The 11,339-nt window shown below is 66.7% G+C and carries 12 protein-coding genes; 3 read left to right on the plus strand and 9 right to left on the minus strand.

The features are described 5' to 3' along the window. The 8 genes from AC1D15_RS07430 to AC1D15_RS07465 all read right to left on the minus strand — a co-directional run. A partial coding sequence (locus tag AC1D15_RS07430; RefSeq protein WP_477825499.1) for an ATP-binding cassette domain-containing protein occupies positions 1–166 on the minus strand: 166 nt, incomplete at its 3' end. 10 nt (positions 167–176) lie between these two features. Further along, on the minus strand, positions 177–953 hold the full coding sequence (locus AC1D15_RS07435) for an ABC transporter ATP-binding protein (RefSeq protein WP_465114192.1): 777 nt from the start codon (positions 951–953) through the stop codon (positions 177–179). A 16-nt stretch (positions 954–969) separates the two neighbouring features. Beyond that, positions 970–2,061, minus strand: coding sequence for a branched-chain amino acid ABC transporter permease (locus AC1D15_RS07440; RefSeq protein WP_477825493.1), 1,092 nt, complete (start codon positions 2,059–2,061; stop codon positions 970–972). Positions 2,062–2,080: 19 nt separating this feature from the next. Continuing rightward, complete coding sequence (locus tag AC1D15_RS07445; RefSeq protein ID WP_477825494.1) at positions 2,081–3,004, minus strand: branched-chain amino acid ABC transporter permease; 924 nt, start codon at positions 3,002–3,004, stop codon at positions 2,081–2,083. Between the two features lie 218 nt (positions 3,005–3,222). Continuing rightward, a complete protein-coding gene (locus AC1D15_RS07450; RefSeq protein ID WP_477825495.1) occupies positions 3,223–4,554 on the minus strand; it encodes a replication-associated recombination protein A in 1,332 nt (443 codons plus the stop codon). Positions 4,555–4,563: 9 nt separating this feature from the next. After that, the gene (gene lolA / locus AC1D15_RS07455) at positions 4,564–5,199 is read right to left on the minus strand and encodes an outer membrane lipoprotein periplasmic chaperone LolA (RefSeq protein ID WP_477825496.1); all 636 of its coding nucleotides are present in this window, start codon (positions 5,197–5,199) and stop codon (positions 4,564–4,566) included. Between the two features lie 4 nt (positions 5,200–5,203). Beyond that, a complete protein-coding gene (locus tag AC1D15_RS07460; RefSeq protein ID WP_477825497.1) occupies positions 5,204–7,600 on the minus strand; it encodes a DNA translocase FtsK in 2,397 nt (798 codons plus the stop codon). A gap of 46 nt (positions 7,601–7,646) precedes the next feature. Further along, complete coding sequence (locus tag AC1D15_RS07465) at positions 7,647–8,315, minus strand: Crp/Fnr family transcriptional regulator (protein WP_047507530.1); 669 nt, start codon at positions 8,313–8,315, stop codon at positions 7,647–7,649. 202 nt (positions 8,316–8,517) lie between these two features. Between AC1D15_RS07465 and trxB the strand changes: the two genes are divergently transcribed. The 3 genes from trxB (at position 8,518) to rpmG (ending at position 10,068) form a co-directional block, all read left to right on the plus strand. Then, positions 8,518–9,477: a thioredoxin-disulfide reductase gene (gene trxB, locus AC1D15_RS07470; RefSeq protein ID WP_047507528.1), complete on the plus strand. Its 960-nt coding sequence runs from the start codon at positions 8,518–8,520 to the stop codon at positions 9,475–9,477. A gap of 176 nt (positions 9,478–9,653) precedes the next feature. Continuing rightward, positions 9,654–9,887, plus strand: a complete 234-nt coding sequence (gene rpmB / locus AC1D15_RS07475; RefSeq protein WP_047507526.1) for a 50S ribosomal protein L28 — start codon at positions 9,654–9,656, stop codon at positions 9,885–9,887. Between the two features lie 13 nt (positions 9,888–9,900). Next, the gene (gene rpmG / locus AC1D15_RS07480; protein WP_047507524.1) at positions 9,901–10,068 is read left to right on the plus strand and encodes a 50S ribosomal protein L33; all 168 of its coding nucleotides are present in this window, start codon (positions 9,901–9,903) and stop codon (positions 10,066–10,068) included. Positions 10,069–10,259: 191 nt separating this feature from the next. Here the strand turns inward: rpmG and AC1D15_RS07485 are convergent. Beyond that, on the minus strand, positions 10,260–11,339 hold a 1,080-nt coding region (locus AC1D15_RS07485), incomplete at its 5' end, for a DesA family fatty acid desaturase (protein WP_477825498.1).

Consider the following 11,339-nt stretch of genomic DNA (forward strand, 5'->3'; position numbering starts at 1 on the left):
GCTGCAGGCCGGTCACGGCCTTCAGCGTCGTCGTCTTGCCGGCGCCGTTGGCACCGATCAGGCTGACCAGCTCGCCTTCGTTCACCTCGAACGACACGCCCTTGACGGCCTGGATGCCGCCGTAGGCGACCTTGAGGCCCGAAACTTTCAACAATGTTGTTGCCATGTGGGCGTCCTCAGTGGGCCTTGTGTCCGGCGCCGAGGTAGGCCTCGATCACCTTTTCGTTGCGTTGCACGTCGGCCGGCGTGCCTTCGGCGATCTGCTTGCCGTAGTCGAGCACGGTGACGCGATCGCACAGGCCCATCACCAGCTTCACGTCGTGCTCGATCAGCAGGATCGTGCGGCCGTCGTTGCGGATGCGGTCGATCAGCTCGCGCAGCACGACCTTCTCGGTCGCGTTCATGCCGGCGGCCGGCTCGTCGAGCGCGATCAGCTTCGGGTCGGTGGCGAGCGCGCGGGCGATCTCCAGCCGGCGCTGGTCGCCGTAGCTCAGCGTGCGGGCCTTGAACTCGGCGTACTTGCCGATGCCGACATAGTCGAGCAGCTCCTGCGCACGCTTGGCGATCGCGGCCTCCTCGGCCTTGAAGCCGCTGGTGCGGAACACCGCGCCGATCAGGCCCGAGCCGGTGCGCACGTGGCGGCCCACCATCACGTTCTCGAGTGCCGTCATCTCGGCGAACAGCCGGATGTTCTGGAAGGTGCGCGCGATGCCGGCCTTCGCCACCTCGTGCACCGCGGTCGGCTGGTAGGGCTTGCCGCCCAGCTCGAAGCTGCCGGCGTCGGGCGTGTACAGCCCGGTCAGCACGTTGAAGAAGGTCGTCTTGCCGGCGCCGTTGGGGCCGATCAGGCCATACACCTGGCCGGCCTCGATCGAGATGCCGACATCGGAGAGCGCTTGCAGGCCGCCGAAGCGCTTGGAGACGCCACTGACCTTGAGAACAGTTTCTGCCATGCGGAGCTCCTTGTTGTTATTTGGTCGGGACGGGAGCCGCCTTGCCGTGCTCCGGCGAAGGCCACAGGCCCCGCGGGCGCGACAACATGATGGCGATCATCGCCAGCGCGATCAGCAGCTGGCGCAGGATGGCCGCGTCGAGCCGGCCGTCGGTCATGTTCTGCAGCGGGCCGGCCACGTAGCGCAGCACTTCGGGCAGCGCCGACAGCAGCAGCGCGCCGAGGATCACGCCCGGGATGTGGCCGATGCCGCCCAGCACCACCATCGCGACGATCATCACCGACTCCTGCAGGCTGAACGATTCCGGCGAGATGAAGCCCTGGAAGGTCGAGAACAGCACGCCCGACACGCCGCCGAAGGTGGCGCCCATGCCGAACGCCAGCAGCTTCAGGTTGCGGGTGTTGATGCCCATCGCCTTGGCCGCGATCTCGTCCTCGCGGATCGCCATCCACGCGCGGCCGATGCGCGAGCGCTCGAGCCGGTAGCAGATCAGCACGCTGAGCACCACCAGCGCCAGGAAGAAGAAGTAGTAGCTCGTGACCGGCGGCAGGTCGATCACGCCGAACAGGCTGTGCCGCTTGCCGAGGTCGTAGCCGAGGAAGTTGAACGAATCGATCTGCGCCAGCCCCTTCGGGCCGTTGGTGATGTTGACCGGCGCATCCAGGTTGTTCATGAACACGCGGATGATTTCGCCGAAGCCGAGCGTGACGATCGCGAGGTAGTCGCCGCGCAGCTTCAGCGTCGGCGCACCCAGCACCACGCCGAAGATGCCGGCCACCAGCGCGCCGATCGGGATCGCGAGCCACCACGGCGTGTGCAGTCCGCCCGGGAACATCTCGGCGATGCGCGGGAAGGTCTCGGCCAGCTGCGGCGACGCGAGCAGGCCGAACAGGTAGGCGCCGACCGCGTAGAACGCGACATAGCCCAGGTCCAGCAGGCCGGCGTAGCCGACCACGATGTTCAGGCCGAGCGCGAGCAGCACGTACAGCAGCGCGATGTCGAGGATGCGCACCCAGGCATTGCCGAAGTACTGCGCGATGAAGGGCGCGATCGCCAGCACGATGGCCGCGGCGATCCAGGTCCCGATCTTGTTGTCTCTGAGGTTCATGGTGGGATTCCTTGTGCGATCAGGCGCGGTCGGCGACACGTTCGCCCAGCAGGCCCTTCGGGCGCAGCGTCAGCACGAGGATCAGCACGATGAAGGCGAAGATGTCCTGGTAGTGGCTGCCCAGCACGTCGCCGGTCAGGTCGCCGATGTAGCCGGCGCCGAGCGACTCGATCACGCCGAGCGCCACGCCGCCGACCATCGCGCCGGCCAGGTTGCCGATGCCGCCGAACACCGCGGCCGTGAAGGCCTTCAGCCCCGGCAGGAAGCCCATCGAGTGCTGCACCGAGCCGTAGTTGGCCGCGTACATCACGCCGGCCAGCGCGGCGAGCGCGGCACCGATGATGAAGGTGGCCGAGATCACGGTGTCGGGCTTGACGCCCATCAGGCTCGCCACGCGCGGGTTCTCGGCGGTGGCGCGCATCGCGCGGCCCAGCTTGGTGCGGTTCACGAGGTACATCAGCCCGGCCAGCGTGATCGCGGTGACGACCAGGATCAGGATCTGCACGGTGTTGATCACCGCACCGCCGATGAAGAAGGGCTCGCTCGGCAGCAGGATCGGGTACGACTTGTAGTTCGGCTTCCAGATGATCATCGCGAGCGTCTGCAGCAGCAGCGACATGCCCATCGCGGTGATCAGCGGCGCGAGCCGCGGCGCGGTGCGCAGCGGCCGGTAGGCCACCTTCTCGATCGTGAAGTTGAGCGCCGAGCACACCACGATGGYGGCGATCAGCGAGATCAGCATCAGCAGCCAGCCCGGCAGGCCGGTGCCGGCCAGCGCCGTGACGACCGTCCAACTGGTGAGCGCACCCACCATCAGCACCTCACCGTGCGCGAAATTGATCAGGTTGATGATGCCGTAGACCATCGTGTAGCCCAGTGCGACCAGCGCATACACGCTGCCCAGCACCAGACCGTTGATGACCTGCTGGATGAAGGTATCCATGTGAAAAGTCTCCTGCGGAAATCCAAGGCGGCAGCCTTGTCGAATCAAAGAACAGCTGCCGCGCGAAGCCAGCCACCGTTCCCTGTAGCAAAAAGCCCGCCGTGGCTATCTGGCGGGTTGCGCTGCACCTAAATGACGCGGTGGCGGCGGATTCTAGAGGGCGCTCACCGCTAAAACAGGCCTCGGTTACCCGGGCGGAACAGAACAAGTCTCGGCGTTTACCCGGATCTGCCGCGTTTCCTGCTGGACTCCTCGTTCATCCGGCGCAGTTCCTGCAGGCGCTCTCCGATACGCAGTTCCAGGCCGCGCGGCACGGGTTCGTAGAAGCGAGGCGTTTCCATATCGTCGGGCCAGTAACGCTCGCCAGCCGCGAAACCGCCCTCTTCGTCGTGCGCATAGCGGTACTCGCGCCCGTAGTCGAGGTCCTTCATGAGCTTTGTCGGTGCGTTGCGCAGGTGCAGCGGCACCGGGCGGGTGCCGTCCTGCTGGATGAAGCTGCGCACCGCCTTGTAGGCGGCGTAGACGGCGTTCGACTTCGGCGCCATCGCGAGGAACACCACCGCCTGCGCGAGCGCCAGCTCCCCTTCGGGCGAGCCCAGGCGCTCGTAGGTCTCGGCCGCGTCGAGCGTCATGCGCAGCGCGCGCGGATCGGCCAGGCCGATGTCCTCGCTGGCCATGCGCACCAGGCGGCGCGCCGCATAGCGCGGGTCGACGCCGCCGTCGAGCATGCGCACGAACCAGTACAGCGACGCATCGGGGTCGCTGCCGCGCACGGATTTGTGCAGCGCCGAGATCGTGTCGTAGAACTGCTCGCCGCCCTTGTCGTAGCGGCGCAGCTGCTCGCCGAGCGATTTCTCGAGCTGGGCCTCGTCGAGCTCGGCCGCGGTGCCGACCATGCGCACCAGGTTCTCGTAGGCGTTCAGCAGGCGCCGGGCGTCGCCGTCGGCATAGCCGATCAGCCGCTTCGCCGCCGCCTCGCTCATCGGCGGCGCTGCCAGCAGCGCGCGGGCGCGCTCGAGCAGCGTGGCCATGTCGGCATCGTCCAGGCTCTTCAGCACATGCACCGTGGCACGCGACAGCAGCGCCGAGTTGACCTCGAACGACGGGTTCTCGGTGGTCGCGCCGATGAAGGTGAACAGGCCCGATTCGACGTGCGGCAGGAAGGCATCCTGCTGCGCCTTGTTGAAGCGGTGCACCTCGTCGACGAACACCACCGTGCGCCGGCCGCTCGTGCGGGCCGCATTGGCGCGCTCGACGGCCTCGCGGATGTCCTTCACGCCGCCGAGCACCGCCGAGATCGCGATGAACTGCGCATCGAACGCATCCGACATCAGCCGCGCCAGCGTCGTCTTGCCGACGCCCGGCGGCCCCCACAGGATCATCGAATGCAGCCGGCCCGATTCGAACGCGACGCGCAGCGGCTTGCCCTCGCCGAGCAGCTGCTGCTGGCCGATCACCTCGTTCAGCGTGCGCGGGCGAAGCCGTTCAGCGAGCGGCGCCTGGCGGTCGGCCTCGGCTTCATCGAAGAAGGGCAATTGCTGCTCGGCCATCGTGAATGATCACTGCTCGATCAGGTCCGCACCCTTCGGCACGGTGAAGACGAAGCTGTCGGGTGTGATCGCCGCGTTCGCCGCGAAACCGTTGAACTGCAGCAGCGAGCGCTGGCCGAAGCCGTCGGTGATCTCGATCGCGGCCAGGTCTTTCGCCTTGAAGCCGACGCGCACCGCCTGGAACGCGCTGTCCTTGGCCTTCGGCGTCGCCAGCACCCACGACAGGCCGTCCTTGTCGGGCAGCGGCGCGAGCTCGAAGTCCTTCTCGAGCGAGCCGCCGGCCAGCAGCGCGGCCGGCGTCGCGCCGAGCGCCTGCGTCAGCTTGCGCGAGCTGGCCTGGTTCAGGTCGGCGTCGTAGATCCAGACCTTCTGCCCATCGGCCACGATCAGCTGGTTGACCGGCTTCGCGTAGGCGAAGCGGAAGCGGTTCGGGCGCGCGAACTCGAAGGTGCCGCTGGAGTTCTTCTTCTTGACGCCGTCGGGCGCGGTGACGGTCTGCGTGAACGCGGCCTTGCCGCTCTTCACGTCGCGCACGAACTCGCGCAGCGTGTCGACCGCGTCGGCGTGGGCCGCGGCGGCCGCGGTGGCAAGCAGCAGCGCCACCAGTGAACGAACCGTCTTCATGCGGCGGGGGCGGTCAGTCATCGCATCATTCATCACGATTGGGCACGACGATGTCGCGGTTGCCGTTGGTGGACATGGCAGTTACGAGCCCGGATTTCTCCATTTGTTCCAGCAGCCGGGCCGCGCGGTTGTAGCCGATGCGCAGGTGGCGCTGCACCAGCGAGATCGACGCGCGCCGGTGCTGCAGCACGATGCCGACCGCCTGGTCGTACATCGGGTCGGCCTCGCCGCCGCCTTCGCCTGCGGCACCCGGCGCGGCATCGCCGCCTTCGGTGTCGAGCGTGCCGCCCTCGAGGATGCCCTCGATGTAGTTCGGCTCGCCCTGCTCCTTCAGGTACTTGACGACGCGGTGCACCTCTTCGTCGCTGACGTAGGCGCCGTGCACGCGGATCGGCAGGCCGGTGCCCGAGGGCATGTACAGCATGTCGCCCATGCCGAGCAGCGCCTCGGCGCCCATCTGGTCGAGGATGGTGCGGCTGTCGATCTTGCTGCTGACCTGGAACGACAGGCGCGTCGGGATGTTGGCCTTGATCAGGCCGGTGATCACGTCGACGCTCGGCCGCTGCGTCGCGAGGATCAGGTGGATGCCGGCCGCGCGCGCCTTCTGCGCGAGGCGGGCGATCAGCTCCTCGATCTTCTTGCCGACCACCATCATCAGGTCGGCCAGCTCGTCGATCACCACCACGACGAACGGCAGGCGCTCCAGCGGCTCGGGCTGCTCGGGCGTCAGGCTAAACGGGTTGCCGAGCGTCTCGCCGCGTTCGGCGGCATCGGCGATCTTCTTGTTGTAGCCGCTCAGGTTGCGCACGCCCAGCTTGCTCATCAGCTTGTAGCGCCGCTCCATCTCGCCGACGCACCAGTTCAGCGCGTTGGCCGCGTGCTTCATGTCGGTGACCACCGGCGCCAGCAGGTGYGGGATGCCTTCGTAGACGCTCATCTCGAGCATCTTCGGATCGATCAGGATCAGCCGGACGTCCCGCGCCTCGGCCTTGTACAGCAGGCTCAGGATCATCGCGTTGATGCCCACCGACTTGCCCGAGCCGGTGGTGCCGGCCACCAGGCAGTGCGGCATCTTCGCGAGATCGGCCACCACCGGGCCGCCGACGATGTCCTTGCCCAGGCCCATCGTCAGCTGCGACGACGCATCGTTGTAGACCTGCGAGCCGAGGATCTCGGACAGCCGGATCGTCTGCCGCTTCGCGTTCGGCAGCTCCAGCGCCATGTAGTTCTTGCCGGGGATCGTCTCGACGACGCGGATGCTGACCAGGCTCAGCGAGCGCGCCAGGTCCTTCGCGAGGTTGACGACCTGCGAGCCCTTCACGCCAGTGGCCGGCTCGATCTCGTAGCGCGTGATCACCGGGCCCGGCGAGGCGGCCACCACGCGCACCTCGACGCCGAAGTCCTTCAGCTTCTTCTCGATCAGCCGCGAGGTCATCTCGAGCGTCTCGGGCGTCACCGTCTCCATGCGGCCAGGCGCGGCGTCGAGCAGGTCGACCTGGGGCAGCTTGGTGTCGGTCAGTTCGGTGAAGAGCGGCTTCTGGCGCTCCTTGACGACGCGCTCCGACTTCGGCACCTCGACGACCGGCGTCTCGATGACGATCGGCGCGTGGTCCTCGGCCAGCTGGTGCTCGACCTCGACGATGTGCTCGCGCTCGCGCAGCGCCTGTTCGCCCAGGCGGTGGTCTTCGGCGCGCTCGATGCGCTCGACACGGCGCTCGCGCAGCGAATCGACCCAGGCGCCGATGCGTTCGGCCAGGCGCACCCAAGAGAAACCAAATGCAAGTGCGCTGCCGGCCACCAGCATCGCGATCCACAGCACGCCGGAGCCGGCAAAGCCGAGCAATTTCATGCTGGCCGGACCGAGCAGGTAGCCGAGCACGCCGCCGGCATGGCCGCCGGCGACGAACGATTCCCACTGGTAGAGCCGCGTCCATTCGAGTGCGGTGCTGGCCGCCATCAGCAGCAGCACGCCGACCCAGAGAACCCAGACGGGCCGGCGCTTGTCGCGGGGAGCAGCCGGATCCTCGCCATGTCGCAGCAGCCGGGCCAGCGCCGAGAGCCACGCGCGCGCCGCGATCGCGACCAACCACCAGGCCGAGTAGCCGAACACGACGAACGCGATGTCGGAGAACCAGGCGCCCAGCGTGCCGGCCTTGTTCAGCGCCGCGGCGGCGGTGCCGGAGGTGGAGAACGCACTGTCGGCGGCCTGGTGCGTGGCCAGCGCCAGCACGGCCAGCAGCCACAGCGCGCCGCCGATCAGCACCGCGAGCTGGGTGCGCAGGCCGGCGCGGTCGGCGTCAGCGTCACTGCCCGCCGGGCCCGAGCGGGTGTAGGTGCCACCCTGGCCCTGGGCGGACGGGGCGGCATGGTTCGGTGCGGCAGCGCCGCCGTCGGCACGAAGCGATCCGAGCGGAAAAGTCATCCGGCGATTGTGGCCGATCGCGCCGCAGCGCCCTCGGGGTGGTCGATCAACCGCTCGTCAGGCGCTCCTTGATGATGACGGAGCCGTTTTCCTGCGTCTCGACGATGCCGCGGTCCTCGAGGTCCTTCATCACGCGGCTGACCATCTCGCGCGAGGCGCCGACGATCTTCGCCAGGTCCTGGCGCGACACCTTGTTGCGGATGATCTTCACGTCGCCGTCGTCCTCGGACATGTCGAGCAGCGAACGCGCGACCCGGCCGTAGACGTCGAGCAGCGCGAGCGACTCGATCTGGCGGTCGGCGCTGCGCAGGCGCGACACCAGGCCGCGCATGATCGCGTACGACAGGCTGGAGTTCTCCGGCAGGCAGCGTGCGAACTCGGCGCGGCCGAGGATCAGCATGTCGGTCTGCACCTCGGCCCGGACGGTGGCCGAGTGCGGCTCGTTGTCGATCAGGCTCATCTCGCCGACGTAGTCGCCCGGCTGCAGCACCGCGAGGATGACCTCGCGGCCGCGCGAATCGGACGTGAGCACGCGGGCGCGGCCGGTCAGCAGGATGAAGAGGGCATTCGACTTCTTGCCATGCTCCACGACGATTTCACCGCGGCGGAAGCGGCGCTTGACGACGCTGTCGGCGATCGCCGTCGCCTGCTCGTTGGTGAGCATCGAGAACAGCGGTACGCGCCGAATGAGGTCAAGATTGGACAACATGGCCATCGAACTTCCTCCTGTGTGGGGTGGTTGTCGGCAAACGTGAAAAACTCACAGTTCCTACAATTTCGCTATTGTCACCATTACGCAGATTGACACCAGCCGGAGTCAACCCCATGTCAGACTCGGCGGCGTTTTTCTGCCAGTTGACCGTCATTCCGCTGCCTTTGCGCCACGCGCGCCCACCTGTTTTCCGTCGAGCTTCTTCATGAACAGCACCCCCAAGCACGCCCAGGTCCTCATTCTTGGCTCCGGCCCGGCCGGCTACACCGCCGCCATCTACGCGGCCCGCGCCAACCTGAAGCCGATGCTGGTGACCGGCATCGCGCAAGGCGGGCAGCTGATGACGACGACCGAGGTCGACAACTGGCCGGCCGACGTGATGGGCGTGCAAGGACCGGACCTGATGCAGCGCTTCCTGCAGCATGCCGAGCGCTTCAACACCGAGATCGTGTTCGACCACATCAACCAGGTCGATTTCTCGAAACGCCCGTTCACGCTGAAGGGCGATTCCAACACCTACACCTGTGACGCGCTGATCATCTGCACCGGCGCCTCGGCCAAGTACATCGGCCTGCCGTCGGAAGAAGCCTTCATGGGCCGCGGCGTCAGCGGCTGCGCCACCTGCGACGGCTTCTTCTACCGCGACCAGGATGTCTGCGTGGTCGGCGGCGGCAACACCGCGGTCGAGGAAGCGCTGTACCTGTCGAACATCGCCCGCAAGGTGCACCTGATCCACCGCCGCGACAAGTTCCGCGCCGAGGCCATCCTGATCGACAAGGTGGCCGAGAAGGTCAAGGCCGGCAAGATGGAGCTGCACCTGTGGCAGACGCTCGATGAAGTGCTGGGCGACGCGTCGGGCGTGACCGGCGTGCGGCTGAAGAGCACGCAGGACGGCCGCACCAACGACCTGACGCTCAAGGGCTGCTTCATCGCGATCGGCCACCAGCCCAACACCGACATCTTCAAGGGCCAGCTCGAGATGAAGGACGGCTACATCGTCACGCGCAGCGGCCTGGGCGGCTTCGCGACGATGACCACCGTGCCGGGCGTGTTCGCCGCCGGCGACGTGCAGGATCACGTCTACCGCCAGGCCATCACCAGCGCCGGCACCGGCTGCATGGCCGCCCTGGACGCGCAGCGCTTCCTGGAGCAGGGTGCGGCCTGAACTGGCGCCTGTCCAAAAAGCTGGCTATAATCGCGGTCTTTGCCGAAAGCGGCAGGCATTTCATTGAAGCGCCTGCCTCCGCTTTCGAAGAGGCACCCACCAAGCCAAAGCGATGTCCTCATCCGAGGCCTGCTCTGTGTGCCACTCCTGAAACGAGATTCAAGTGGAGAAGCGTCATGGCACGCGTCTGTCAAGTAACGGGTAAGGGCCCGATGGTGGGAAACAATGTTTCCCACGCCAACAACCGGACCAAGCGTCGTTTCCTGCCGAACCTGCAGTACCGCCGCTTCTGGCTGGAAACCGAAAACCGCTGGGTCCGCCTGCGCATCACGAACGCAGCACTGCGTCTGATCGACAAGGTCGGCATCGAGCAAGTGGTCGCGGATCTGCGCGCCCGCGGCGCACTCTGATTAGGAGCTGATCATGGCAAAAGGTGGACGCGAAAAGATCAAGCTGGAATCGTCAGCCGGCACCGGTCACTTCTACACGACCGACAAGAACAAGAAGACGACGCCCGAGAAGCTCGAGATCATGAAGTTCGATCCGAAGGCTCGCAAGCACGTGATGTACAAGGAAATGAAGCTGAAGTAATTCGGCCTCGCTTCACCAGAAACCCGCTCGGCGCAGGCCCGGCGGGTTTTTTGTTGTCGGCTTGGCGCTGAACCCCGGATTGGCATCCGGACTGCGAGTCGTGCAGCCCGGATGCCAATCCGGGAATCGCCACCCACAAAAAAGCCCGCTCGAAAAGCGGGCTCTTGGTCGAACGGGGGAAACCGAAGCCGTCAGGCGTGCGCAGCGCGCAGCTTGACCGCAAACTCCTGCAGCGCGGCGATCCCGCTCTCCTCGGCCTTCTTGCACCAGGCCTGCAGGTCGATCACCAGCTGCTCGGCCGACACATTGGTGCGGGTCCAGAGCTGGCGCAACTCTTCGCGCATCGTCACCAGCTTCGACAGCGACGGGCTGTCGGCACAGACGCTCGCCACCTGGGCCTTCACGTGATGCGGGATCTTGTCCTCGTCGYGGTGCAGCCAGCGGCGCGCCAGGCGCATGTTGGCCAGCTTGGCACTGCCGGCGGCAACGCCCTCGGCCTTCAGGCGCTTGACCTCGGCACGGCAGGCGTCGCGCAGGCCGCCGGCGTACTTGGCCATCACCTCGTAGCGGTTGGCGATGATCGCCTCCAGCGTCTTCGAGTCGGCGACCGGCCTCACGTCGCCCAGGCGCAGCATCGGCGGCGTCTTGCGGACCTTGGCCAGGCCCAGCATCTCGAGCCCACGGATGTAGGCCCAGCCGATGTCGAACTCGTACTTCTTGACCGACAGCTTGGCCGAGGTCGGGTAGGTGTGGTGGTTGTTGTGCAACTCCTCACCGCCGATGATGATGCCCCACGGCGAGATGTTGGTGCTGGCGTCGACCGCTTCGAAATTGCGGTAGCCCCACCAGTGGCCGAGACCATTGATGATGCCGGCAGCCGTGATCGGGATCCACGCCATCTGGATCGCCCAGATCGTCGCGCCGATCGCGCCGAACAGCGTCAGGTTGATGATCAGCATCACGCCGACGCCCTGCCAGCTGTAGCGGGTGTAGAGGTTGCGCTCGATCCAGTCGTCCGGCGTGTTGTGGCCGTACTTGGAGAGCGTCTCCTGGTTCTTGGCTTCAGCGCGGTACAACTCGCTGCCGGTGAACAGAACGGTCTTGATGCCGTGGGCGACCGGGCTGTGCGGGYCTTCCTGGGTTTCGCACTTCGCGTGGTGCTTGCGGTGGATCGCGACCCACTCCTTGGTCACCATGCCGGTCGTCAGCCACAGCCACAGCCGGAAGAAGTGCGAGGGTGCCGCATGCAGATCGAGCGATCGGTGTGCTTG

This window comes from Rhizobacter sp. P2_H2 (genome assembly GCF_056403375.1).

What these genes read in the sequence shown, in the direction of transcription:
- AC1D15_RS07435 (WP_465114192.1), bottom strand. Translation starts at nt 953, where the DNA reads ATGGCAGAAACTGTTCTCAAGGTCAGTGGCGTCTCCAAGCGCTTCGGC.
- AC1D15_RS07440 (WP_477825493.1), bottom strand. Translation starts at nt 2,061, where the DNA reads ATGAACCTCAGAGACAACAAGATCGGGACCTGGATCGCCGCGGCCATC.
- AC1D15_RS07450 (WP_477825495.1), bottom strand. Translation starts at nt 4,554, where the DNA reads ATGGCCGAGCAGCAATTGCCCTTCTTCGATGAAGCCGAGGCCGACCGC.
- lolA (WP_477825496.1), bottom strand. Translation starts at nt 5,199, where the DNA reads ATGACTGACCGCCCCCGCCGCATGAAGACGGTTCGTTCACTGGTGGCG.
- AC1D15_RS07465 (WP_047507530.1), bottom strand. Translation starts at nt 8,315, where the DNA reads ATGGCCATGTTGTCCAATCTTGACCTCATTCGGCGCGTACCGCTGTTC.
- trxB (WP_047507528.1), top strand. Translation starts at nt 8,518, where the DNA reads ATGAACAGCACCCCCAAGCACGCCCAGGTCCTCATTCTTGGCTCCGGC.
- rpmB (WP_047507526.1), top strand. Translation starts at nt 9,654, where the DNA reads ATGGCACGCGTCTGTCAAGTAACGGGTAAGGGCCCGATGGTGGGAAAC.
- rpmG (WP_047507524.1), top strand. Translation starts at nt 9,901, where the DNA reads ATGGCAAAAGGTGGACGCGAAAAGATCAAGCTGGAATCGTCAGCCGGC.